This window comes from Corynebacterium sp. MSK218 (assembly GCF_030232655.1).
In the GTDB taxonomy this organism is placed as follows: Bacteria; Actinomycetota; Actinomycetes; order Mycobacteriales; family Mycobacteriaceae; genus Corynebacterium.
This window is the reverse complement of sequence record NZ_JASPGN010000019.1, coordinates 1-24,406: the sequence shown is the minus strand read 5'-3', so window position 1 is coordinate 24,406 and position 24,406 is coordinate 1. Positions and strand designations below refer to the sequence as shown.

22 protein-coding genes and 2 pseudogenes are annotated in these 24,406 nt (G+C 58.9%); 12 read left to right on the top strand and 12 right to left on the bottom strand.

What is annotated here, in order from left to right; all coding sequences use genetic code 11:
- The first annotated feature begins 108 nt into the window (after nucleotides 1-108).
- Together QP922_RS12250 and QP922_RS12245 are read left to right on the top strand one after the other, a co-directional pair.
- On the top strand, nucleotides 109-1,512 hold the full coding sequence (locus QP922_RS12250; protein ID WP_284809800.1) for an NCS2 family permease: 1,404 nt from the start codon (nucleotides 109-111) through the stop codon (nucleotides 1,510-1,512).
- Nucleotides 1,513-1,550: 38 nt separating this feature from the next.
- On the top strand, nucleotides 1,551-2,372 hold the full coding sequence (locus tag QP922_RS12245; protein WP_284809799.1) for a TrmH family RNA methyltransferase: 822 nt from the start codon (nucleotides 1,551-1,553) through the stop codon (nucleotides 2,370-2,372).
- On the opposite strand, the gene QP922_RS12240 is transcribed toward QP922_RS12245, so the two are convergent.
- From QP922_RS12240 to serC, 3 genes are all read right to left on the bottom strand, one after another.
- Nucleotides 2,324-3,154: a DUF6928 family protein gene (locus tag QP922_RS12240; protein WP_284809797.1), complete on the bottom strand. Its 831-nt coding sequence runs from the start codon at nucleotides 3,152-3,154 to the stop codon at nucleotides 2,324-2,326. The genes QP922_RS12245 and QP922_RS12240 overlap by 49 nt on opposite strands.
- Nucleotides 3,155-3,170: 16 nt before the next feature.
- On the bottom strand, nucleotides 3,171-4,373 hold the full coding sequence (gene sepH / locus QP922_RS12235) for a septation protein SepH (protein WP_284809796.1): 1,203 nt from the start codon (nucleotides 4,371-4,373) through the stop codon (nucleotides 3,171-3,173).
- Between the two features lie 156 nt (nucleotides 4,374-4,529).
- Nucleotides 4,530-5,660, bottom strand: a complete 1,131-nt coding sequence (serC, locus tag QP922_RS12230) for a phosphoserine transaminase (protein ID WP_284809794.1) — start codon at nucleotides 5,658-5,660, stop codon at nucleotides 4,530-4,532.
- A 150-nt stretch (nucleotides 5,661-5,810) separates the two neighbouring features.
- Here serC and QP922_RS12225 point away from each other — a divergent pair, with 150 nt between their 5' ends.
- The 6 genes from QP922_RS12225 to QP922_RS12200 all read left to right on the top strand — a co-directional run bounded on the left by QP922_RS12225 (nucleotide 5,811) and on the right by QP922_RS12200 (nucleotide 12,061).
- Nucleotides 5,811-7,103, top strand: coding sequence for a citrate synthase (locus QP922_RS12225; RefSeq protein WP_284809792.1), 1,293 nt, complete (start codon nucleotides 5,811-5,813; stop codon nucleotides 7,101-7,103).
- 166 nt (nucleotides 7,104-7,269) lie between these two features.
- Complete coding sequence (locus QP922_RS12220) at nucleotides 7,270-7,626, top strand: FKBP-type peptidyl-prolyl cis-trans isomerase (protein ID WP_039674461.1); 357 nt, start codon at nucleotides 7,270-7,272, stop codon at nucleotides 7,624-7,626.
- 62 nt (nucleotides 7,627-7,688) lie between these two features.
- Nucleotides 7,689-8,549, top strand: coding sequence for an aldo/keto reductase (locus QP922_RS12215; protein ID WP_284809790.1), 861 nt, complete (start codon nucleotides 7,689-7,691; stop codon nucleotides 8,547-8,549).
- 479 nt (nucleotides 8,550-9,028) lie between these two features.
- Nucleotides 9,029-9,373, top strand: a complete 345-nt coding sequence (locus tag QP922_RS12210) for a DUF485 domain-containing protein (RefSeq protein ID WP_284809788.1) — start codon at nucleotides 9,029-9,031, stop codon at nucleotides 9,371-9,373.
- A gap of 3 nt (nucleotides 9,374-9,376) precedes the next feature.
- Nucleotides 9,377-11,023 carry a monocarboxylic acid transporter gene (locus tag QP922_RS12205; protein ID WP_284809787.1) on the top strand — a complete coding sequence of 549 codons (1,647 nt, stop codon included), beginning with the start codon at nucleotides 9,377-9,379 and terminating at the stop codon, nucleotides 11,021-11,023.
- A gap of 51 nt (nucleotides 11,024-11,074) precedes the next feature.
- Nucleotides 11,075-12,061: a hypothetical protein gene (locus tag QP922_RS12200; RefSeq protein ID WP_284809786.1), complete on the top strand. Its 987-nt coding sequence runs from the start codon at nucleotides 11,075-11,077 to the stop codon at nucleotides 12,059-12,061.
- 7 nt (nucleotides 12,062-12,068) lie between these two features.
- Here the strand turns inward: QP922_RS12200 and QP922_RS12195 are convergent, their stop codons facing one another.
- The gene (locus tag QP922_RS12195) at nucleotides 12,069-12,995 is read right to left on the bottom strand and encodes a DUF1906 domain-containing protein (RefSeq protein ID WP_284809785.1); all 927 of its coding nucleotides are present in this window, start codon (nucleotides 12,993-12,995) and stop codon (nucleotides 12,069-12,071) included.
- Nucleotides 12,996-13,156: 161 nt separating this feature from the next.
- Between QP922_RS12195 and QP922_RS12190 the strand changes: the two genes are divergently transcribed.
- Nucleotides 13,157-13,408: a hypothetical protein gene (locus QP922_RS12190; RefSeq protein WP_284809784.1), complete on the top strand. Its 252-nt coding sequence runs from the start codon at nucleotides 13,157-13,159 to the stop codon at nucleotides 13,406-13,408.
- Here the strand turns inward: QP922_RS12190 and QP922_RS12185 are convergent.
- Nucleotides 13,405-13,833, bottom strand: coding sequence for an OsmC family protein (locus tag QP922_RS12185; RefSeq protein ID WP_284809783.1), 429 nt, complete (start codon nucleotides 13,831-13,833; stop codon nucleotides 13,405-13,407). The two genes, QP922_RS12190 and QP922_RS12185, sit on opposite strands and share 4 nt — an antisense overlap.
- A gap of 137 nt (nucleotides 13,834-13,970) precedes the next feature.
- On the opposite strand from QP922_RS12185, the gene QP922_RS12180 reads away from it, so the two are divergent.
- The 3 genes from QP922_RS12180 to QP922_RS12170 all read left to right on the top strand — a co-directional run bounded on the left by QP922_RS12180 (nucleotide 13,971) and on the right by QP922_RS12170 (nucleotide 17,124).
- Nucleotides 13,971-16,211 (top strand): LamG-like jellyroll fold domain-containing protein, encoded by a 2,241-nt coding sequence (locus QP922_RS12180; protein WP_284809782.1) that lies wholly within the window; start codon nucleotides 13,971-13,973, stop codon nucleotides 16,209-16,211.
- A gap of 170 nt (nucleotides 16,212-16,381) precedes the next feature.
- Nucleotides 16,382-16,756, top strand: coding sequence for a TetR/AcrR family transcriptional regulator (locus tag QP922_RS12175; protein ID WP_284809781.1), 375 nt, complete (start codon nucleotides 16,382-16,384; stop codon nucleotides 16,754-16,756).
- Between the two features lie 11 nt (nucleotides 16,757-16,767).
- On the top strand, nucleotides 16,768-17,124 hold the full coding sequence (locus tag QP922_RS12170) for a hypothetical protein (RefSeq protein WP_284809780.1): 357 nt from the start codon (nucleotides 16,768-16,770) through the stop codon (nucleotides 17,122-17,124).
- A 466-nt stretch (nucleotides 17,125-17,590) separates the two neighbouring features.
- Here the strand turns inward: QP922_RS12170 and QP922_RS12165 are convergent.
- From QP922_RS12165 to QP922_RS12135, 7 genes and pseudogenes are all read right to left on the bottom strand, one after another.
- A pseudogene (locus tag QP922_RS12165) lies at nucleotides 17,591-18,784 on the bottom strand (IS3 family transposase).
- A gap of 151 nt (nucleotides 18,785-18,935) precedes the next feature.
- Nucleotides 18,936-20,143: pseudogene (locus QP922_RS12160) on the bottom strand (IS110 family RNA-guided transposase).
- Nucleotides 20,144-20,679: 536 nt separating this feature from the next.
- A complete protein-coding gene (locus tag QP922_RS12155) occupies nucleotides 20,680-21,114 on the bottom strand; it encodes a DMT family transporter (protein WP_284809779.1) in 435 nt (144 codons plus the stop codon).
- Nucleotides 21,115-21,154: 40 nt separating this feature from the next.
- Entirely contained in the window at nucleotides 21,155-21,475 is a 321-nt protein-coding gene (locus tag QP922_RS12150) for a DMT family transporter (protein WP_095547594.1), read from the bottom strand.
- A 36-nt stretch (nucleotides 21,476-21,511) separates the two neighbouring features.
- Nucleotides 21,512-22,612, bottom strand: coding sequence for a DsbA family protein (locus QP922_RS12145; protein ID WP_284809777.1), 1,101 nt, complete (start codon nucleotides 22,610-22,612; stop codon nucleotides 21,512-21,514).
- A 79-nt stretch (nucleotides 22,613-22,691) separates the two neighbouring features.
- Entirely contained in the window at nucleotides 22,692-23,174 is a 483-nt protein-coding gene (locus QP922_RS12140; RefSeq protein WP_284809776.1) for a MarR family winged helix-turn-helix transcriptional regulator, read from the bottom strand.
- Between the two features lie 692 nt (nucleotides 23,175-23,866).
- Nucleotides 23,867-24,406, bottom strand: a 540-nt coding sequence (locus QP922_RS12135) for a MinD/ParA family ATP-binding protein (protein WP_284809775.1), incomplete at its 5' end; no start/stop codon positions are given.

Genomic DNA, 24,406 nt, shown 5'->3' with positions numbered 1-24,406 from the left:
CGCTCGCAGCGATGATGCAGCGAGCAGGTTTTGCGTTTTAGTGGTCAGGTGGAGCACCCTTAGCAGGTAAAACTTCATTTCTCTAGATAGAAGGGGCGCTCTCTCACGATGAACGCAGCTATCGATCGCTATTTCAAGGTCACGGAACGTGGCTCCACTATCGGCACCGAGGTGCGTGCCGGTGTGGTCTCGTTCTTTGCGATGGCCTACATCATTCTCCTCAACCCTCTCATCCTGGGCACCTCGGAAGACTCCGCCGGCACTACTCTCGGCATCCCCCGGGTGGCTGCCGCTACCGCTCTCGTGGCCGGTGTCATGACCATTGCCTTCGGTGTTATTGCCCGCTATCCGTTCGCCATGGCGGCGGGCCTAGGCATGAATACCTTCGTGGCCGTGACCATGGTGTCTCTCAATGGGCTGGAGTGGCGTGAGGCCATGGGCCTTGTCGTTATTGAAGGCATCATCATTGTCCTGTTGGCCATCTCCGGTTTCCGCCAGGCCGTCTTTGACGCCATCCCTGCTTCCATGAAGGCGGCGATGGGTGTCGGTATCGGCATGTTTATTGCGCTCATCGGATTCGTGGACGGCCACTTTGTCACCCGTGTCCCGGATGCGGCGATGACGACTGTTCCTGTGGGGCTCGGCGTTAACGGCTCCATTTCCACCTGGCCAGCCTTCGTCTTCGTCGTGGGCCTAATTCTTTCTGGCTTCTTCGTCATCCGGCAGGTGCGCGGAGGCCTTTTCATCGGCATCGTTATCACCACCATCATCGCCATGATTATCCAGGCCCTCACTGGTTCTGAGGGCTGGGGCATGGCGACGCCAGAAATCCCGAGCTCCCTCGGCGGCATTCCGGATCTGTCGATTGTGGGCCAGGTGGATCCCATTGGTGCGTTCACCAGACTCGGCGTGGTTTCCACCGTGCTACTCATTTTCACGCTGCTGCTTACCAACTTCTTCGATGCCATGGGCACCATGAACGGTCTGGGCAAGCAGGCCAATCTCGTCGATGAGAACGGCAACCTGCCAGACATGAAGACCGCGCTGGTTGTGGAAGGCGTGGGTGCCGTGGCCGGTGGTGCCGGTTCGGTGTCCTCCAACACCGTCTTTGCGGATTCTGCTGCCGGTATTGGTGATGGTGCCCGTACTGGCCTCGCCAACGTGGTGACCGGTGTGATCTTCCTGCTGGCGATGTTCCTGACCCCGCTCTATGAAATTGTGCCGATTGAGGCTGCCGCGCCGGTTCTCGTCATCGTGGGCGTCATGATGGCCGCGCAGCTCAAAGACATTGCCTGGACCCGCATGGAGGAGGCCATCCCGGCCTTCCTGACCATCGTGGTCATGCCCTTTACCTACTCCATTGCCAACGGTATCGGCGTGGGCTTCATTGCATATGCACTCATGGCTACCTTTGCTGGTAAGGCCAAGAAGGTTCACTGGATCATGTGGCTGGTTGCCGCGCTTTTCGTGGTCTACTTCGCCATGGGGCCGATTACCGCAGCGCTGGCCTAAGGGCCGATTCACGCTAGCCCAGCGCTAAACTGGTCCTCATGCGTTTTATCATCGATGACCCTGCAGACCCTCGCTTGGACGATATCCGCGATTTGAAACATGCGGATAAATCCGGCGAGGGTTTCGTCTTTGGTGAAGGCCCCTTGTGCGTGGAGCGCCTGCTGGCCTCGCGCTTTCCGGTGCGGTGCATCGTTGGTTTTGAGGCAAAACTCAATACTTTCCTGGAATCACACGATGTAGGTGACATTCCCGTCTATCAGGTCACCCGCCACACCTTGGGGGAGGTCACCGGCTTCGATATGCACCGCGGCCTGGTGGCTGCCGCTGACCGCGCGGAGGCATGGAGCGTGGACGAGGTCATCGACGGTGCCCGCACGCTCGCCATCATGGAAGGCGTGGGCGACCATGAGAATATCGGCTCGCTCTTCCGCAATGCTGCCGGCATGGAGGTCGACGGTATCCTGCTCGGCTCCGGGGCAGCTGACCCGCTCTACCGCCGCTCAGTGCGCGTGTCCATGGGGCACGTGCTGCGCCTGCCCTGGGCACGCTTCGAGGGAGGTTTTACCACCTGGCAGCGCGGGCTGGAGAAGCTGCGTGAAAAGGGCTTTAGGCTCGTCTCACTGACCCCGCATCCGGAGGCCGTCCACATTGCGGAGGCCCTTGACGGCGCTGAGAAGGTAGCACTGCTCGTCGGTGCGGAAGGCCCGGGCCTGACCGAACATGCGATGAAGGCCACCGATGTGCGCGCACGCATCCCCATGGCAGAGGGGACCGATTCACTCAACGTGGCAACGTCCGCGGCAATTGCCTTCTATGAGCGCCAGCGCTCCCAGAGAGACCGGGACGTCGACACTGCGTAGCGGCGCACGAGCCCGCCCAAATGCTTGGCGGTGCGCACGATTTCCTCACCGGTGGATTCCGGCTCGAGGTCGTGTTCCTCGTAATCGTCATAGTCATGAAGTCCCAGCTTCGCCACGGAGGTCGTCGCCACCTCAGCCACGCTGCGCCGCGGGGGAGGAGTATCGACTTTCGGCTCGGGGCGGCCATCGGTGGCATAGCCCACCACGTCCACGTCGGGGCCATCCGCGCCGACCTCGATGCCGAGCCAGTAGGCCTGGGCGGCTTCGGTAATGCTCTGCGGCTCGAAGGGCAGCGCGATGCCGCCGACCGGCTCATCCTTTTCACCTGCCCAGTAGGGAGCCTCAAAGGTTTCCGGCAGGCCGTGATCCTCATACAAGTTGAAGCGTGTGCCGCACAGGGAGCGGCGCAGGCGCGGGCCCGTCCAGTGGGCAAATCCTGCGTAGCCGGTGTCCGGGTTGGAGGCGAAGGCATAGATCTCGTGGGCCGGCACGGCCTCTCGCAGCATACGAGAGAGCTGCGAGAGGGTGAGCTGGTCATCACGGATGATGGTTTGCACCACGGTCACGCCTGGGTAGCCGCCGATGTAGAACTCGCTCGCGCCGGGCTCGGCAGAGCGGTTAAGCGGGAATTGCCCAATAGGGGTAACGGGGAGTGCCGGGTTGAGCTGTGCGAGAAACTTTCGGCCGAAGCCGCGGTCGGCCTTGGGCTCACTGCGCAGGACCTCAGCGGGGTCGGACGCAGTGACGTACCAGAGAGTGAGAACGGCGCTTTGGGTATCCACGGTGAATTACTCGACGTTACTCGCGGGGACGCTTCGTGTTGGCACGAACACCGAGCAGCACATCCTCCCAGTGCGGGGTGACAGCCTTGCGGCGACGCTTCGTGGGCTTTGGCTCCGGGTCGGGATTCTGCAGGAAGTCCTCGTCCACGGCGGAGTCCTTGTCCTGCGTGGCGTCGGGTGCTGATGCCGATGCCGGTACATCCTGCTCGCCCGCGCCACGTGAAGCGTCATTGTCAGCATCCGCACCTGGTTCCTCGCCACCACGCGGTGACGGCAGCACTGAAGGCTCCGCATAGTGATCGTCGGAGTCGGCATCAGAAGCACTGCCGGAATACACAGACAAATCCGTCACGCCCGGGTCACCGGCGCGAGCGGACTCAATATCGTCGCGCTCTGCGAACTGTTCGCGGCCATCAATGGCTTCGTCGTAGCGCTCGCCACGTCCTACTGAGGTCAGTGAGCGAACTGGCTGCACGAAGTCAGGATCGGTCAAATCCGCGGCTACGGAGTTGCGCGCCTCCACGGTAGCCGGGGAGGTCATGGTCTGCTTAAAGGTCCACTCCGCCTCATTGGAGGACAGTCCAGCCTTCCAGGTGATGCGCAGAATCCACGGCTCGCCCTGGTGGCGGTAGGCATCCCACGTGGACTCCGAGAGGGAATGCCCGCGCGCGGCGAAGGCCGTGGCGAGGATTTCCCACAAGGTAAGCTTGGCCGGTCCATCTTCGCGGATGGGGTGGGCTTGCTTGGCGACGTCCGCGATCCGCGCCCTTTCCAGCAATACCGGGTGGGCAAAAGGCTCGATACGGGATTCCGGGACGCCGAGCTCTTCTGCGATGTCGGCAGCGGAGGCACCCGCGCGAATGCGTGCCTGAATCTCGTTGGGGCGCAGACTGATGGGCTGCGAAGAAGCAGATGAGTTATCCGCTTCCTGGGGCTTGTACGAGGAGGGCATGACCGTGTGCAGGCCAGTGGAGGGTTCCTGTGGGGATGCCTGGGCCTCGGCATTATCCGCCTCAGCCTCGGTAGCGGATTGATTCGCGTCCTGGTCTGCTGCGGTGTCGGCGGACTCAGGGGAGTCTGCGGCGCTGGTGGAACTGGCAGGCGCGAGCAGCTCACGAAGCTCGTCGGTGACTTCGAGGAAGAACTCCTCGCCATCCTCTGCTCGAAGGACGAGCGAGGTGTCAGTTGAGTCGCTGGGTGCGAGGAAAATCTCGCGCATGGTGGCGCTCCTTAGCCTGGTAGCGGACATGTGATGAAGTCCACTTTACCCAGAGCATGCCCCAAACTCCGGCAAGAGCGTGGGGCATGTTGAGTGCCGCAACACTAAGTTGCACCACAAGTTGCTGTGCGGAGCGGCACGCGTGGTGAGTGAAAGTTAGCGGTTATCCAGCACGTAGTCGATGGCCTTGGTGAGCTTCGTGATGTCCTCGGCATCGATGGCCGGGAACATGCCCACTCGTAGCTGGTTGCGGCCTAGCTTGCGGTAAGGCTCGACGTCGAGAATGCCATTGGCGCGCAGAGTCTTAGCTACGGCGGCGGCATCGACGGATTCGTCGAAGTCAATGGTGCCGACCACGAGCGAACGAGCGGAAGGCTCCGCCACGAACGGAGTGGTCTCTGCGCGGGACTCGGCCCAGCTGTAGAGGACGGTGGAGTTGTCCGTGGTGCGCTTCACCATGCCGTCGAGGCCGCCGTTAGCGTTCATCCACTGAACCTGGTTGTCCAGCATGAGCAACGTCGCCACCGCTGGGGTGTTGTAGGTCTGGTTCTTGCGGGAGTTATCCACCGCTGTTTGCAGGTTGAGGAAGGCCGGGATGAAACGGTCGGAGGAGTTGATCTTCTCAATGCGTTCGATGGCCGCCGGGGACATTGCCGCGAGCCATAGGCCTCCGTCGGAAGCGAAGCACTTCTGCGGGGAGAAGTAGTACACGTCTGCCTCAGACATATCAACCGGCAAGCCGCCAGCGCCGGAGGTGGCGTCCACAACGACGAGCTGGTCAGGATTGTCCGGTTGGGGCCGGGTTACCGGCACCATGGCGCCCGTTGACGTCTCGTTGTGTGCCCACGCGATGACATCCGCGCCGTCTGCATCAGCCGTCGTGGGGTCTGGAGCGGTACCGACTTCAGCCTCCGTAATGAGAGGGGAGTCGAGCCAGGGTGCCTTTTCGGCAGCTTTAGCAAACTTGGAAGAGAATTCGCCGAAGCTCAGGTGTGCGGACTTCTTGTCAATCAGCCCGAAGGTGGCTGCATCCCAGAAAGCCGTAGCGCCACCGAGGGAAAGAACAATCTCGTAGCCCTCCGGAAGGGAGAAAAGATCACTAAGGCCCTCACGAATGGAACCGACCAGATCTTTGACTGCTGGCTGGCGGTGAGACGTGCCGATAATTGCGTTGGCGCCGGCGGTGATTGCCTCAATTTGGGCGGGGCGAACCTTGGAAGGCCCGCAGCCAAAACGGCCGTCGACAGGGAGGAGATCTGCTGGCAGGACGAGTTCTGTGTTGCTCATGTGGGCAGTCTAGCTTAATTTCGTTCGCGCACTAGATATTTTGCCAGGATTGCCAATGTTGGCAGAGTCACAAACTTTGCTAAAGTGTGAAGAGGTTTAATTAGGTCGCGCCGGCGTGAGTCGGCGTTACATATTGAGAAAGGAAAGCTCGTGGCTTCTGACGCGAACAAGGTCGTACTGCACTACCCCGGCGGCGAATACGAGATGGACATCAAGCAGTCCACCGAAGGTGACTCCGGCTTCGATATTGGCAAGCTCCGCAACGAAACTGGACTGGTGACCTTCGACCCAGGTTACGCAGCTACCGGTTCGACCGAGTCCAAGATTACCTTCATTAATGGTGAGGAAGGCATCCTTCGTCACCGCGGTTATGACATTGCTGACTTGGCTGAAAACGCTACCTTCAACGAGGTGTCCTACCTTCTTATTAAGGGCCACCTGCCAACGGAGGATGAGCTCTCCAAGTTTAATACCGAAATTCGCCATCACACCCTGTTGGATGAGGACTTCAAGGCTGCGTTCAACATCTTCCCGCGTAACGCGCACCCGATGGCGGTTCTGGCCTCCTCCCTTAACATTTTGTCCGCTTACTACCAGGATCAGCTCAATCCGCTGGACCCGGAGCAGCTGGATAAGGCCACCGTTCGCCTTCTGGCTAAGGTGCCGATGCTGGCCGCTTATGCTTACCGTGCGTCCCAGGGTAAGCCTTACATGTACCCGGATAACAAGCTCAATGCACGCGAGAACTTCCTGCGCATGATGTTTGGTTACCCGACTGAGGAGTACGAGGTTGACCCGGTCGTGGCAAAGGCTTTGGACAAGCTCCTTATCCTTCACGCCGACCACGAGCAGAACTGCTCCACCTCCACTGTCCGCATGATCGGTTCCGCACAGGCCAACCTGTTCGTGGCCATCGCCGGTGGTATCAACGCCCTGTCCGGCCCGCTGCATGGCGGTGCTAACCAGGCCGTTCTGGAGATGCTCGAGGATATCCAGAACAACCACGATGGTGACGCTACCGACTTCATGAACCGCGTGAAGAACAAGGAAAAGGGCGTTCGCCTCATGGGCTTCGGCCACCGCGTGTACAAGAACTACGACCCACGCGCGGCCATCGTCAAGGAGACCGCACACGAGATTCTTGAGCACCTCGGCGGCGATCCGATGCTGGATCTGGCTATGAAGCTCGAGGAGATTGCGTTGAATGACGACTACTTCGTCTCCCGTAAGCTGTACCCGAACGTGGACTTCTACACCGGTCTGATCTACCGTGCCATGGGCTTCCCGACGGACTTCTTCACCGTCCTCTTCGCCATCGGCCGTCTGCCGGGCTGGATTGCTCAGTACCGCGAGCAGCTTGAGCTCAACACCAAGATCAACCGCCCGCGCCAGATTTACACCGGCGAAACCCTGCGCAAGGTTACCCCGCGCAGCGAGCGCTAAGTAGCGGTCTTCTACAGACCGCCCCAGTGCGCGGTGTATGACCCCCATACGCTGCACTTCTAGGGCCGAGCCACCCGTCACCCCTTATACTAGGAGCGATGTGGCTCGGCCTGACGCGCATGTGGCCACCAAAGAATAAAGATTTATCCAAGGAGGAGAACCCCCAATGGACAAGCCCGTAATCGAGCCGGCCACCGAGCCCGCTCCCCAAGACCTTGTCATTGAAGACATTGTGGTGGGTGACGGTGCCGAGGCCCAGCCGGGCGGCTTCGTTGAGGTCCACTACGTAGGCGTTGACTACGAGACGAACCAGGAGTTCGATTCTTCGTGGGGCCGCGGTCAGTCGATTGAGTTCCCTCTTACGGGCCTCATCGCTGGTTGGCAGGAAGGTATTCCAGGCATGAAGGTGGGTGGCCGCCGCAAGCTGGTCATTCCGCCGGAGAAGGCATATGGTCCCGCCGGTGGTGCGCACCCGCTGTCGGGTCGTACGCTGACCTTCGTTATTGATCTCATCCGCGCCTAACAACCGCTGGCGCGTGCCCTGATTTCTCATCACGGCCACGCGACAGCGCAGAGTGGGGCACAATGGATGGCATGAGTGTCCCAAAAACCACGTTCAATGATGACCGCGAGATGCCACTGCTGGGTCTCGGAACCTACAAGCTGCGCGGAGAGGATCTCACCCGCTCCGTGCGCGAAGCGATCGAGCTAGGCTACCGCCACTTCGATACCGCAACCCTCTATGAGAACGAAGAGGAGCTAGGTCAGGCGCTTGCCGCCGCCATGAAGGCCGGCGATGTCACTCGTGACGAGCTGTTCATCACCAGCAAGGTGTGGCACGACCATCACGGGAAAGGCAAGGTGGACCAAGCCTTCAGCGAGTCCTTGGGCAAGCTGCAGCTGGACTATCTAGACCTGTATCTCATCCACTGGCCGTGGCCGCAGGGCGGGCTCTATGTCGAGACTTTCGAAGAGATTGCACGCCTCCAAGGCATGGGGCAGATTGCTTCCATTGGCGTGGCGAACTTCTACGAGGAGACCCTCCAGGAGCTTATTGCCAAGACGGGAATCGTTCCTGTCCTCAACCAGGTGGAACTGCACCCAGGGTTCACCCAGCCGGAGCTGCGTGAGTTCCACGACAGCCAGGGCATTGTGACCGAGGCGTGGTCGCCGCTGGCCCGCGGTGTCATCCTCAACAACCCAGAGGTTATTTCCGTGGCCGCGAAGCACGAGATTACGCCCGGCCAGACTGTGCTGGCTTACCTTATGGGGAAGGGGATCTCCGTCATTCCGAAGTCCAGCCGCCGCGAGCGCCTTGAGGAGAACTTTGCCGCCGCCACAGTTGAACTGGACCACGAAGACATCGCGGCTATCGACTCGCTCGATGGCAAGGAAGGCTTCGGCCGCATGTTCAAGGACCCGCGCGAGTTCCCTGGCGCCGAGTAGTGCAGTAACAGGGGGGCTGACGTAGCCCGTCTCTCTTCACCACGTCCACTTTTCCTTATCCGCCCCGCAGTTGTTGCGAGGGGAAGGGTGGAGAAGCTGAGTGGGCTGAAGGGAGACGGGCTTTTCTTATGTCTCGAAGGCGTGGGGCAGTGGGGCGTTGGTGGGGTAGGGGAGGATGTGGGAAGTTTCTTCGCAGAGTGCGAAGGAAACGCCCGATTTCCTGCTAACTTTCGGTTAGCTAAATTAGATTCTTGTGTATTTGTTCTTCGCGGGGGTGTTATGAAATTTATAAAACCCGCACTTCAGAAGTGTTATTGGGGGTAGGGAAACTAAACTCGGACAACTTTTCTTGGCAGGATTTACAACCTTGCATGGTGTGTTCGGTAACTTACTAGGCAGGACAAAACGTGACTGAGGACACTATCTCTCGTCTCTCACATCGATTTGTGCAGAAATGACCCCCTACTAAGGAGAGCGACATGACTGACGCACCTGCTTCGCTTGACTCACGCCGCGAACCCACGCCGCAGGAGTTCATCGAGATGCGCGAAAGCCCGCAGTTTGCCAAGCTGCGCGGCACCTACCGCAAATTTACCTTCCCTATGACCGTGGCCTTCTTCCTCTGGTACGTGCTCTACGTGCTGGCGGCCGTGTTTGCCCCAGAGTTTATGGGAATCGAAATTGGTGGCGGCTGGAACGTAGGGCTTATCTTCGGCTTGGCCCAGTTTTTGACCACCTTCGTTATCACGTACATCTACGTCAATTACGCCAACAAGAACATTGAGCCGCAGGCAGCGGCCATTCGCCAGGAATTGGAGGGCTAAACAATGCAGACCTTTACTTTGGCCGCAGCGGAATCCTCCGCCGGCAATCCGATTCTGAACATCTCCGTCTTCGCTGCCTTCTTGGTCGTCACCATGTACGTGGTGCTTCGCGCTGGCAAGTCCACCAAGGAAGCCTCTGACTTCTACACCGGTGGCGGCTCATTCTCCGGTCGCCAGAACGGTCTCGCGATTTCCGGTGACTACCTCTCCGCAGCATCCTTCCTCGGCATCGTCGGTGCTGTGGCACTCAACGGTTACGACGGCTTCCTTTACTCGGTCGGCTTCTTCGTGGCCTGGCTGGTTGCTCTGATGCTCGTGGCGGAGCCGATGCGTAACGTTGGCCGCTTCACCATGGCAGACGTGCTGTCCTTCCGTCTGAAGCAGCGTCCGGTCCGCGTGGCCGCAGCTATCTCGACGCTGTTTGTCTCGCTGTTCTACCTCATTGCACAGATGGCCGGTGCAGGTTCCCTCGTGGCTGTGCTGCTCAATATTCACGAGTTCAAGTGGCAGGCCGTCGTCGTCGGCATCGTGGGCATCCTCATGATCGTCTACGTCCTTGTCGGTGGCATGAAGGGCACGACCTACGTGCAGATGATCAAGGCTGTGCTCCTAGTGACCGGCGTGGTCATCATGTGCATCCTCACCTTCGTCATGCTCAAGGGCGGCTTCAACACGCTGTTTAGCACGGCCGTCGACATGCATGCGAACTCCGCCGTCATCCAGGAAAAGGGCTACGAGGCCTCCCAGATTATGGAGCCGGGCCTGAAGTACGGCAAGAACCTCACCACCAAGCTTGACTTCATCTCTCTGGGTATCGCTCTGGTGCTGGGCGTGGGTGGCCTGCCGCACGTTCTCATGCGCTTCTACACCGTTCCGACCGCAACCGAGGCTCGCCGTTCCGTGACCTGGGCCATCGTCATCATCGGTGCCTTCTACCTGATGACCCTGATTCTGGGCTACGGTGCTGCTGCTCTGGTTGGCCCTGACCGTATTCTGGCCGCACCGGGTGGTGCTAACTCCGCTGCACCGCTGCTGGCTTTGGAAATCGGTGGCTCCGTTTTCATGGCAGTGATTTCCGCCGTCGCCTTCGCTACCGTTCTCGCTGTTGTTGCTGGCTTGGCCATTACCGCCTCCGCATCCATCGCGCACGATGTCTACCACTCCGTCATTCGCAACGGTGAGTCCACCGAGGCAGAGCAGGTCCGCGTCTCCCAGATCACCGTGGTTATCCTGGGTATCGCATCCATCATCCTGGGCATCCTCGCCATGACCCAGAACGTGGCCTTCCTGGTGTCCCTGGCCTTCGCTGTTGCGGCTTCCGCCAACCTGCCGACTATCCTGTACTCCCTGTACTGGCGCCGCTTCAACACTGCAGGTGCTGTGGCATCGATGTACACCGGCGTTATCTCCTGTCTGGTGCTCATCTTCCTGTCCCCGGCAGTGTCTGGCGCCCCAACCTCGATGTTCCCCAACGCTGACTGGTCCATCTTCCCGCTGTCCTCCCCGGGTCTCGTGACCATTCCGCTGGCCTTCTTCGCAGGTTGGATCGTCTCCATCATGACTCCGCCGGACAACCTTGAAGAGCTCTCCGCGGAGATGGAAGTTCGCTCCCTCACCGGTGTGGGCGTGGAAGCTCCGGTCGACCACTAAAGGTTACCTGGATCAGTACTTTTAAAGGCTAAGCAGGTAAACTCACACTTCGTGTCTTACCCGCAGCCTTGTCACAGGGCGGCATCAGCGCGAGCTGGTGCCGCCCTTCTGGCGTGCGCACTTGGCGCATCGGCTCTCAGCGCCTGCACTCCGCCGAATGAACAGGATTCAGACTCGTCGCATGCCACGAGCTCCACTCCGGCCACGCCGGCGCCCATTTCTCACAAGAAGGGTTCCTCGCAACTGGCAGCGGTCGACGACGAAGTGGGGCAGATCCTTAAAGGTGATGACCAGAAGGCGATTACGTACTACCGCATCGAGACCGGTATGCACATGGGATCGCCCACGGAGCACACGCCGCGCTACGCGCTGAGCCTTATCAAGCTCTATATCGCCACCTACGTCATCGAGCATGGTTCCTTCGAGGACAAGTACCTGGCGCTGGAGATGATCGCTGACTCGTCTGATGAGAGCGCCGGACAACTCTTTAAGAAGTACCCACGGTCCATCGATTCCATAGCCAAGGAATACGGGCTGACCTCCACCAGCGCCGGGAAGGACTGGGGACACTCGAAGACGTCGACCTACGATGTTGTGCGCTTCATTGTCCAGCTCATGGAAGATGACCCAACCCACCCAGTGCTCGTGGCGATGGCTCACGCGGATGAGGTGTCTGCTGATGGCTACCAACAAGACTATGGCACTGCAGCGCTTAGCGACGTCGTCGGGACGAAGTGGGGATGGTCTGACAGTAAGGACCGGCACTCCTCAGTTTCCTTTAGCGAGAACTTCGTCGTCGCGGCCTCTATCGAGGGTTCTGCTGACGAGCTGACCTCCTATGTCCGCAAGGAAATCACCGGTAAGAACCTGGTAAAGGGAAATAACCTTAACAAAGAGGCCTTGGCCAATCCGGAGGCCTTCTCATCGACGCCCACACCGTCAAGCACCACGGCGTCGGGGCTGAAGCCAACGGCAAGGACAACGGCAAAGGCGACGTCGACAGTCACGTCAACGTCGCCTGCAGCAGAAAAGAAGTAGGGAGGTGCTAGCCCATTGCCTTGCGCACGGTGTTGAGAACATCGATGGCTCCGCGCACCTGGTCATTGCTCACCGAGGAGCCGGCAATGGTGATGCCATCGCCTCCGACGCTGGAGCCGCGGCCGGTGGGGTCGGGAAGGGAAATGTTGGGCAGTGGGGCGTCGTTAGGCACTGCGGGAATGTCCTTGAGCTTCGGGCGTGAGGCAGCACCCTCACCTGGTGTCCACTGACCCCAGTCGCGGGCATACACGGTGTTGATATCGCAGGTGATGCCGTCAATGGTGGCCTGCGTCTTGGCCTTCTGGTGAATCGTGGTGCGCGGATGAATCCTGCCACCGGAGCCCCAATCGTGCATCCAGAAGAACTCACCAATTCCATCAGCAACGCACCAGTCGATGACGTTGTAGTTGCCATACACTCCGGTCTGGTAGCCCGCGGCAGTCAGCGCAGCGGAGAAGGCCTTGAGGTAGGGGCGGATCTGCTTTTCATACTGTGCGCGAGTGGGGTTGTCATCGATGGCGATGTAAATCGGGCGGCCGGTCGGTCCACCCGCAGCCTTATGGATAGCGATGGCCTGCGGTGCGTGGACACCGGCGCCGGCGGCACCGTTGAGCCAGTCAGCGGTCTCGGCGCGACCAAACTGGTAGATGGAGGCGGTCTTGAGGCCTGCTACGGCATTGGCCTTGGTCTCTGCCAAGGTCACCGGCTTGCCCTTCATCCACTGTGCGTCTGGGCGGCGCTGGGACACGTAGCGAATGGCGCCGAGGTGCCCGGCCGCCTTGATAGCGCTGGCCGAAGGAACACCAGCGGAGAAGTCAATGATCGTGCCGAGCGCCGGGCCCACGGCGAGGGCGGCGGGGGCCTGGCTGCCAACGGCGCCGGCAGCCAGCGCAAGGGCGCTGGCCTTGAACAGGGAACGACGGGAAAGGGACACGGTTTCTCCTCAAAAGGGGGCTAGTCGATGACGGCGGCAACTCGTGTAGAAGGATGTCGCGCGTCACTACAGTTGATGGTGAAAGTAGTATCTGGAAACACTGTAGTCACATTGGTTTAAAATTGCACCACCTGTAACGGGAAAAGTGGCCCTCGTGATGCGTGAATATGGTGACTGACGATGAGGTGCTGGCATTCGACAAGGCGGATATGCGCAACCCCTCTGTCCCCTCGGGATTCTTTAGCTACAGCATGCTCAAGGTTGAGGTTCTAGGGCTGCAGGCGATGATCCGGACTATATGGCACAGGCGAACCTTTGAGCGCTGCCGCGGTGACTTACTGCGCGCTGGACGCAATCCCTTTAGTGACGCTGCCGGGTCGATGTTTACGGCGATGGACAACCCCTTTGCTTAAGCGTCTTTCGTGTGGAAGGTGACGGTGGTGGGGTTCTCCACCGTGCGGGAAACCGTGCAGTCTTTCTCATGAGAAATGCGGACTAGGCGCTCAATCATGGACTGTGCTTGGCGGCCGGCGTCGGTATCAGGGAAGCGGAGGGAGAACTCCACATTGACGTCGCTCAGCCGTGAGGCGCCGTCTTCGTTGACGCGGGTGCCGTCCACGTGGACGTCGAAAAGCTCTGGCTCTGCGCGCCGCGAGGTGACCACATCGACGTCAACTGCCGAGCAGCCCGCGACCGCGGCCAGGAGTAGTTCCACTGGGCTCAAAAGCCCTTCGCCGCTTCCGAACTCGAGGCTCGCCCCGTCAGCATTCGTTGCGCAGTAGTGGCCTGTATTGACGCGGGTGACGTCGACTCCGTACTTCTTGGTGACTTCGCTCATGCCCGCCATCCTAGCGGTGAGCCGCGATTTAAAAAGAAGTTAATATCGCGGTCACGTGGCTGCAAACTGCGAATCATATTCTGTTCTTCGTCTCTTTCAATTGAATAACGTCAACCCTCACTTGTATAGGAAGAACTATGACTACTCGCCGCCTTCTCGGCACCGTGGTCACCGCTTCGGTGGCCGGAACCTTCTTGGTTGCTCCTGCTTCTGCTGATGAACCAAAGGAGGGCATGGGCTCGCGCTTCACCATCGGCGTGCTGCCGGATACCCAGTTTTACTCCCGTTACTCCACCCCGGAGACCGGCAACCTGGCCCAGGCGCGCTACGGCAGCGAGCCTTACGCTGCGCAGACTGAATGGCTGGTGAAGAACCAGAAGGCCCTCAACATGGACTTCGCTACCCACCTTGGTGACGTAGTGGACCAGCCGGACGTCGACGGCGAGTGGAAGGTCGCTGACAAGGCAATGAAGGTCCTCGATGATTCCGACCTGAACTACTCCATCCTGCCGGGCAACCACGACATGATTGAGGATAAGTCGGCGCACCCGTACAACGCTTACTTCAGCGCCGAGCGTGCCAAGGACGCTAACCCGGATACCTTCCAGGAGCGTCACACCGCGGTCAACAATGACTCCGAGTATCACATTTTTGAGGCCGAGGGCCAGAAGTACCTGGTCCTGGCACTGGCGTGGCGTGCGGACGATGCGGCTTTGGACTGGGCGCAGGGCGTTCTCGACGCGCACCCGGACCTGCCGGTCATCCTCACCAGCCATGAGGTGCTCAACATCGATGGCGCCGGCGAGGTCTTCTACTCCGAGGACTACGGTAAGGGCCTGTGGGACAAGTTCATTAAGAAGAATGACCAGATCTTCCTCACCATGGGCGGCCACCACCACGGCGCGGGCTACCGCGTGGACAAGAACGATGCAGGCCACGATGTTATTGGCATCCTGCAAGACTACCAGATGGCCTACCAGGGCGGAAATGGCCTGCTCGGTGTGCTTGAGTTCGATCTCTCCGGCAACGAACTGGAGATGACCGCCCTGTCCCCATGGGTCGCACAGAAGCCAGCCAAGGAGCTCACGCAGTTCGACAAGCTCATCCTTGACGGCAAGGGCGATAGCTACCACGTGCCGCTTAACTTCAAGGAGCGCTTCGCTGATTTCGCTCCGGAGTGGACCATCGGCGATGAGGATGACGCCGATTTGGGCAAGAAGGCCCGCGACATCGTTGAGGAAGGCTACACCCCGTACACCATTCCGGAGGACCAGCTTCCGGAAGGTCCGAATGACTTCGTGAAGTCTGACAAGACCGTCTTCCACTGGCGCCCAGGCCAGACCAAGAACAAGGACGGCAAGCAGCTTGCCGACGGCGACGTGGCCACCGAAGGTGCCATCATTCCGGATGCCTTCGGTGCTGATGGCGCTGGCGACCTCGTTCGCGAAGGCGGCCCGTCCAATGAGGGCGAGCGCATCACCTACACCAAGGATCACCACCCGCTGTCCTCCGACTCTGGTTCCCTCTACTGGTCCGACCCGGCTGGTCAGGCCGCAATGGCGGAGTTCCGCTCCAAGGAGGGCGCTGAGATTAACAAGGTTGATACCTCCGAGGGCTACACCTTCGAGTCCTTCGTGAAGATTCCGAAGGATTTCAACGGCTCTGAGCACGGCTGGGGCAGTGCGCTTTCCCGTGACTCCAGCATCGCTGAGCTTGTCGACGGCTCCGACGACACCGACCCCACCGTCATGTTCGGCATCTCCAACCTGCGTGAGCTGCGCTGGTGGGCGGAGCCCAAGGAAGGCGAAGGTTCCACCGTTTGGTCTCACGAGGTGCCTACCGATGAGTGGATGCACATTGCCGTAGTGAACAAACCGGATTCCGACACCGTGGAGATGTTCATCAACGGTGCACCCATCCTGCGCAACGCCAAGGGTGCTGAGGGCTTGCTCCCGCGTGACCTGCAGTGGGTCATGGGTGCTGGCTTTGATAACCGCAAGCCGCAGGACCCGTGGTACGGCTGGATTGGTGAGACTCGCCTGACCCAGGGTGTTCTGGACTCCGACCAGTGGCTGACCGCCCGCCCGGCCGTGAAGGATGAGGAGCCGTCCTCCTCCGCGACCACCTCCCCGGCTGAGACGACCACTACTGAGCCGAGCACGCCCGCTAAGCCGACCAACACGAAGGAGCCTTCCGCTGGTGACATTGGCCAGGCCTTCTTCGCCGGCTCCAGCCACGGCGCGAAGATCATCCTCCCCATTGTCGCTGTCATCGCAGCCGTCGGCGCCGCCGCCTACGCCCTTATCCCGACCATCAACCAACTCTTCGGCCTCAACATCCCGCAGCCGAAGCTGCCGAAGATTCCGGGCCTGAACTAGTCCCCGTTCACCCTCCATCCCCCGTCTCGCACTGAGGCGGGGGATTTTTACTGCACGGCAAGATTTCGGCCCCTATTTGTTAGAAACGTCGCTTGGAAGAACCGGCTCGACTGTGGGCCAAGGCGATCTAGTTGTGGACAAATCATTCTGGAATGAGTAGTATGAAACTCATGGGACGACCTCGTAAATTCAATGAAAAAGAAGTTCTCTCTGGCGCGATAACGTTGTTTGGCAGGAGCGGATTCAATGCAGTCTCAGTGGACGTGGTGGTCAATCAACTGGGGCTTAACCGGTCCAGCTTCTACAACCTCTATGGCTCAAAGCATGGGTTGTTCCGTGCTGCTGCGGAAGCGGTGTGTGCCCAAGCTAAGAACGGGCAAGTGTCGGAAGAGTCAAAGGACTTCGTAGTGGTGGCACTGGTTGAGGTGGCACCTGTCAGTAAGGATTTACGGGAACTTATCCAACAGGCCTATGAACTGTGCTTCAGTGACCCGGGCACTTTGGGACAGCACGTGCTTTCCCGCTCTCAAAGAATCGAAGAATAAGGAGAACCATCATGAACAACAAGCTCACTCTGGCGGACAAAGAACTCATTATTGAGCCACGCGGTCTGGATAAAATGTGGTCCTTAACCCGCAGTATTGCAGTGCCCTGGAGCCACGTTCGCGGAGCTACTCATGACCCAGGAATGAAGCACGAGCCCAAAGGCCTTCGAGCACCGGGTCTGCGAGCCGGCCAAAAACTATCGGGCACGTTCCACTCTGATGGTGGACGCCAGTTCTGGAACATTAGCGGCTATGAGAACGCCGTTGTCATCGAGCTTAAAGACGAGCATTTCGATCGGCTCATTTTGTCCTTGGATAACCCGACTGAATGTGTAGCGCGCATCAACGAAAAGGCTCAGGCCGTCTGAGCCCGACGTGTCCCAGCACCAATATTTGATGTCATTCACGGTAAATAGCAGGTGAGCCCGCCCCCGCGAATTTTCGTCCACTATTCACGGTGAATGACACGTTTAGGCTGAACGGCTTTCGGTTCTGGAGTTAAAGTGCCCCAGGTTTTGTCCGCTCTACTCAGAGGGAACACAACCTGCGACACTTCAGCAATGAAGGAAAGCCAGAGAGAAAATGAGCCGAAACCTAGGCTAAAAAGTGGTGAAAACCTTAACACCAAACCTGCATCGCCGAGAGGCGGGGTTTGTTGGGTTCGAGTGGTGTTCCGTGCTTGCTCCAATCAGCCTTTCGGTGAGATAGAGTTCTCTGAGGACTCAGCGGGGGTGTTCCTATATATTTTGTCAACCTCGCGGGTGTCTTAACCGGGGTTGATTTTCCGGCCGGGGCCGGGCCTGACCCCCGGAAAGTAGACACGTCGGGGGTTAGCTATGCTGCTTGGGTCAGTGTAGCTAATGTGAGTGCTTCGAAGGCATCGGGGGCTAGAAGATTGCACCAGGAGTGTCGTCTGCGCGTGTTGTAGCGCATGCACCATCGGAAGACTTCTTGGCGGCAGATGATGGGATTGTCAAAGACTTTCCGATCACGCAGAACTTCACGCTTTAGGGTGGCGTTAAATGATTCTGCCAGGGCATTATCAGCACTCGTTCCCACCGCTCCCATGGATTGGCGTACACCAAGCTTGGCGCAGTGGTCCCTAAAAGCCTGTGAGGTGTACACACTGCCGTGATCGGAATGGAAAATTGCTCCTTTAAGGCTTCCGCGGACCTTTCTGGCATGAGACAAAGCTTCGATAACCAGCGATACCCGCATGTGATCTGCGAGTGCATGGCCGACGAGTTTGCGCGAGTAGGCGTCGATGACCGTGGCGAGGTACATGTTCTTGCCGCCCTTACACGGCAGGTAGGTGATATCGCCTACGTAGACGTGGTTCGGCCTGTCAGCGGTGAAATTGCGGCCTACTAGATCTGGCATGACTCGGTGGCCAGGCTTGCGCCGGGTGGTGATGCATCGACGCCGTTTAGTAAAGCCTTTCAGTCCCATGGATTTCATGATGCGCGCGACCTTCTTGTGATTAGTCGGAGGAATGTCCGTATCGTCGTTGAGGCTTGCAGCGATGCGTTTAGCACCATAAAGCCCGTGCTCATCATCGAAAATGGTCTTGATTCTCGCACCAAGAAGGGCATCGGAACACGTCTTTAACCTGCGTTTTGCGCGGGTGTTGAGCCATTTGTAGAACGAGGAGCGATTGAGCTTTAACACGTGGCACATCCGCTTGACCGAGTACTCGGTTCGGTGGTCATAGACAAACTGGAAGCGGATTACCAGCGTGTCTCTTTAAGCAAAATACTTCGCGGCCTTGCGCAGGATATCGCGTTCTTCACGCAGCTTAGAGACTTCTTTTTCTAGCTGGCGGATCCGTTCAGAATCAGTCGTCGCCTGGGCCTTGTCGCGCACGGTCTTCGTGCGGGCGCGTTTGCCGGTGCCGTACTGCTTGATCCAGGAATAAAGTGAGGATCGATTGACTCCAAGCTCTGCTGAAGCCGCGTGAAGTGAGAGGTCCTCATTGTTTTCGTAGAGGGCCACAGCATCACGTTTGAACTGTTCGGAGTACCTAGGCATGGTGGTAGATTACCTTTCTTCCCAACCCAACCGGGCTGGATATCAGGTGTCTACCAAACAGGGGTCAGGTCCGCCGTTTGGACGTGTTGTTTTCGGACATGGCTTGAAGCCGACTGGGATTTTACCCAGTCGGTTGTTTGGTTCTTGGTGTTTAGGCTGCTTTGACTTCCTGTGATTGGTCGGGATCGCGGTAGTACTCGTGGTTGCTCATCATGGCGTATAGGACGTTGAGCCGTCTGCGGGCTAGCGCTACTACTGCGGCGTTGTGTCTCTTGCCTTCACGGCGCTTTCGTTCATAGAATTGCCGTGAACGCTCGTGGAATCTGATGGATGCAAAAGATGATTGCCATAGGGCGTTCTTTAGTTTTTATTGCTAGCTCTGTTCAGTGAGTTCGACATGATTGAGGTTCCGGACTGATTCGTTCGGGGTGATAAGCCAGCGTAAGAGGCTAGGTGCCCAGCTGTCGGGAAGTCGGACATGTCGCCCGCGGTCATGAGAATTTGGGCAGCCGTCTTCGGCCCGATTCCTGGCATGGATAGCAGGATTTGAGTGTGGGGGATGTCGTTGATGAGCTCGATGACTTCCTGCTCGATTTGTTTGCGGTGCTCGAGCTTTAAAAGCGCGTCCTTCGCCGACATTGCTACGCCCATTTCGGCATATTGTGCACCAGCAATGGCGACTGTTTGCTCAGAGATGGCAGCGAATATGGCATCGATGACGGGCTCGGGATTGCGTGCCTTATAGCGTCGAGCGAAGGCAGCTGCTTTGGCTTTTCCGAGGCGCTTTATTTTGGTGGGTCCGCCGTAGCGTGCAAGTAGGTGCAGAACCCATTTGCGGTGGATCACCTGGCCGCGAAGGGCCTGTTCGAATTGCGGGTAGCAGCCAACTAGTGCACTTCGGATTTGATTGATGAGCCTGGTGTAGGAGCGTGCTAAGTCTTCGTCGATGCCGTTGAGGACTTTCAACTGGAGGAAGGCTTCTTCGACGCGGTCGACACTGCGGAGGGATTCCGGAAGGTTCTTTGCAGCGTGGGCGATGATATATGCATCCCGGATATCAGTTTTGGCATTACCAGCGTGGATGCGTGAGAGTTGGCGCATAGCCAACCCTGGAAGGTAGCGCACGTCGATTCCGATGTCTTGGGCAACTGCGACAGTTAGTCGCCCAATGTTATTGGGCTGGTCCACGACGACAAGGACCTTGTGGTCGTTTGCGATAAACGTTGAAAAGAGTGTGCGCAGGGATTTTTCGTTTTGGTTGATGCGTTTTGATAGCACTTGGGTACCGTCGATATCTAAGACGCAAGCGTGGTGAAAGTATTTGCCAGCGTCCATGCCGATGACATAGTCGTAGGTCATGCCAGGCCTCCTGGCGAATTGAACAAGTATGAGACTTATTTCATCGCTGGTGGTCGGACATACTTCACGCTGGCATCCACATTACTTTGAGACCTCACACATCCTGTGTGGGTCAGGTTCCTATTAGCAGTCTGGAGTCACTGCCTTCGGCGGCATCACCCCCCGGATCATTTTCAGACAGGGACGAAAACAAGCCATACCGAAGCCAGCGACTAGTTCCACTGCGGGCAAGACTCGCGCGGCGGGTGGGTTGGCGGGGGCTGGGTTGGCTGCGGCTAGCGGTGGGGCGGTGACAGGGCGCCTGACAGACTCCGCCGAGCGACCAGACCTCCGGCGATCGGGGGTGCTCACAAGGTGGCCTGACCTCGCGACCATTTCCCCGCTGACGGCGCGAGCATAGGCCGCTTCGCAATCGTCGAAGGCGTGCACCGTGTCGATGACGGGCGTGACGTGGTGGGTATCGAACGCGGCGACCCTGCCGCTAGCTGCCGGGGCGGTTTGAACCACGGAGCGGGCGAGGAGAGGCCGACGGGTTGTTATTGGTGCTGTTCCGAGGCCATGGCAGTCCGGGTAGCATTCTTCTTCGCCTCGAGTTTCGGGCTATCGGCGAGTTTGAGCCAGATGACACCGCCGATGATGACAGCCAGCCAGAATCCCTTCACGAGGGTGAGGGTCTCATCAAAGAAGACGGGGCCCAGCAGGGCAGCGCCGACGGCGCCGATTCCGGCCCAAACGGCGTAACCGATGCCCACGTCGATCTTCTTCAGAGCCACGCTGAGGAAGAACAGAGTGAGGAGGAAGAAAACGATCGCTACGAGGGACCACGTGAGGTTGGTGAAGCCTTCGCTACCGTTGACGCTTAGAGCGTATCCAACTTCGAATCCTCCGGCGAGTAGTAGAGCCAGCCAGGGTCTGGCGTTTTTCTCGGTGGTTTCTGGGGCGGCAGTGCCGCGGGTCGCATTGGTGGACATGAATACGGTCCTTTCTGAAGATGGGGCGAGATGGGGGTTGTTAGGCAGTGCCGGCGAGGTTGAGCCCGACGACGCCAGTGATGACGATGCCGATACCCAGCAGCTTCTTCCACGTAAGCTTCTGGGAGAGGAATATCGCGCCGAGGATGACAATTCCGACGCCGGCAAGAGAGGTCCACAGCGCATAGCCGACACCGACGTCGAAGGTCAGCAGGGCTAAACTGAGGAAGAAGGTGCCGATTCCACCGCTGACGAGGGTGGCAACGCTCCACCAGAAATTGGTGAAGCCTTGTGCTTTTCCGGCGGAGATGCCGACTGCGACTTCGAAGATGACAGCGATTCCGAGGTAGAGCCAACTCATGGTAAGTGTCCTTTCAAGGGTGCGCAGGAGCGCTGATCAGCGTCCACGTTTGTTTTGTGTCTGGAAGTATCGGGAGAACGGCTCATCGCCGCGCTCGGCGGGCAGATTATGGAAGACGGCAGACCGGAGCTCATCGGTGATGCCCAGCGAGGGATAGCTGGTGCGGTAGTCGAATCCCCATGCGGCGACGGCATCGCGGTCGACAGCCACGTAGATGGCTTCGATGCCGTGGTCGAGAGCAAAGCGGTAACACAGTCCGCAAGGTTCGCCGGTGGCAAGCAGTATGGTTCCGGATAGATCCTCCCGGTCGTCGAGGACTTCACGCATGGCGACGATCTCCGCATGAGCACTAGGATCGCGAGTCTCCAGAACTTGGTTGACTCCAAAATCCGAGATGATGCCCGAGTTGTCGACGACTACACCGACGAAAGGCAGCCCCCCGGCCTCGACGTGCTTCACGCACCTTTCCACGGCCTGGTCCATGACCTCGACGAGGGCCTCCGGGGCAGTCGCGTTCATGAGCCAGCCTCGCGGGGGGGCAGTGTCGACGGTCAGGTCGTCGACAGTCTTCTTTAGCCGCGTAGCGCTGGGGACTCCGGACAGAAGATAACCATCGACCATGAAGCTCGGCACAGAGGTGATTCCGGCGGTGTTGACTGCATAATCTTGGTCGGCTTGCTGCCTGGCTCGTCGGTCCTCACTATGCAGAGCGGCTTCAACCTCGCCCGCGTCAAGGCCTACGGAAGTGGCGACGTTAACAATCACGTCGTCATCGCCGATGTTCCTGTCATCCTGGAAGAATGCCTTGAACATTGCCTCGGAGTACGCGTCGGCTTTGCCGCGCTCTTGGGCCAGCTGGAGCACCATGAACGCCTTCTCGGTGCGTGGCTGCGGGGAGATCGTCGGGAGGCTGATTGGCACGTTCAGGCGCTCGGCCATCGGGTAAACCGCGTCCTTCCAGATCCGCGGTAAATAGTCATCTTCTGGCCGCAGAGTAGGAACAGGGTGAGGGCGTAGCTCGAAGGGGCGAATGGTTACCTCGACGTCACGGTCTCGCTTGAGCTCGTCGATTGCTCCCTCCACGAGGAAGCAGAACGGGCAGACATAGTCGACAAAAACATCAATTTTTGTGGTCATTGAGCAGTCCTTTCAGTTCAGACAGTGTATGTACATGCATGTATTTGCCTGTGGGTCGGCCCCGGAAATGCTGGGACCCTTAGAAGATAAGCTTGCTGATTGCCTGGAATGAATGGTCGAGATCAGCCAGGTTCAGCTGCGGGTACTTTTTGGCAGCATCACCGAGGAGCTCGCAGATCTTCGATTCGTATGGCTCGCGGATTTCCGCCACCACCTTGAGTCCGGCATCGGTAATGACCGCAAAGACCCCGCGCCCATCATCTGGACAGGTATCCCGGAATGCCAGCCCCTTGACCTCCATGCGACCGACCAGACGGGTTACCGAGCTCTGAGTGAGACCAACCCGGTTCGCGAGCTCAGTTATTCGTAGTTCCCGGTTGGATGCCCGGCTCAGATGGAGCATGGCCCGGTAATCAGTAAGGCCGATGTTGTAGTTGTCAACCAGCCACTTACCTAGCGTGGTGTCGACCGCAGCGATAATCGCTGCAACCTGCTCCCACGACGCACTAAGAGTACGGTCGGGAATGGCCTCAGTACGCGAAGACGCTGCTGTCAGGGGCATGATCGCTCCTTTCTTTTTGCCCTAGAAGGGGGCACTCCCGGATGCTAGGTGTTGGTCTGGATAGTTCGATTGATGCACATTCATCAATCGAACTAGAGTGTATGCACATGCATGGATGTGCGCCAGGAAATTTTCTGAAAAGTGATTTATATCACCTCTTGCGCTCTCTAGTTGTGTAACCAACGAGCGGTAGTATCGGATCGAATTGGCTGACTCAGGTAGGTATATGACTCGTCAACCCTAAGAAGGTTTCTGGAGCTCAGAGACAGCTCATATGGCGGTACGCACGGTGCGACAGGTGCGCCACAAAAGCGTAATTCTGCCCCTACCGGGAACCGTAGATCATCACCTGACAACTCGACGCTCACTACACCCTGTCGTGTGCGGCACCTTCCAACACATCAGCCTTGCCCGCTGCGTGATCATCGCGGCGATCTTGGTCGGTGACTCCGAACCGGGACTGCGGCCCCATGAGCTCATGGCACCTCCTCCGGCCCACGACATCATGCGAGCATTCGAACCCTGATGTCGTAGAACACCAGCGGAATGCATGTGTCGTCGCGTTCTAGATCCAGGACGATGAGAAGCACGAGGGCTTGGCCCCTGCCTCGTTTTCCATGGGAGGTGTGACGCTGAGTCGTGCGAGGGCTCCCCGCAGGAAGACCGCACACGAGGAGCGGCCCAGGCGCCCGTCAGAGTGCCGCGTGGCGGTGCCAGGACCCGAAATCCGCGGCGACCGTGGCCGTGAGGTGCTGGTAGGCCTTCAACGTCGCCGGCGCCACACGCTCCAGGTCCACCACGGCACCTTCGGCAAGGTGGCGGTCGTACGGGATGGTGTGCACCGCGCGGGCGCGGGAGGCGAAGTGGTCGGCGACCTTGCCCATGTCGATGGTCGGCTTGCCCGGCGCGTTCGCGGAGACGACCACCACGGCGTTGGCGGCGAGCTGGTCGTAGCCGTGAAGGTTCAGCCAGTCCAGGGTGGCCGACGCGGACTGCGCGCCGTCGAGCGCCGGCGAGGTCACCAGCACCAGCGCGTTGGCCAGATCCAAAACGCCGGCCATGGCAGAAACATCACCACGCAGTGTGTGCGCCATCCGCAGAGCCCGTTCGACTAGGTGTGTATCTTGAACGCTATCCATTGCCCAGCCCAGCACTCTGCGGGAATGGCCGTCGCGGACCGCGCACAAGTACAACCAGCCCTCACCGGTGCGCAGGTAGGTAATATCCGACAT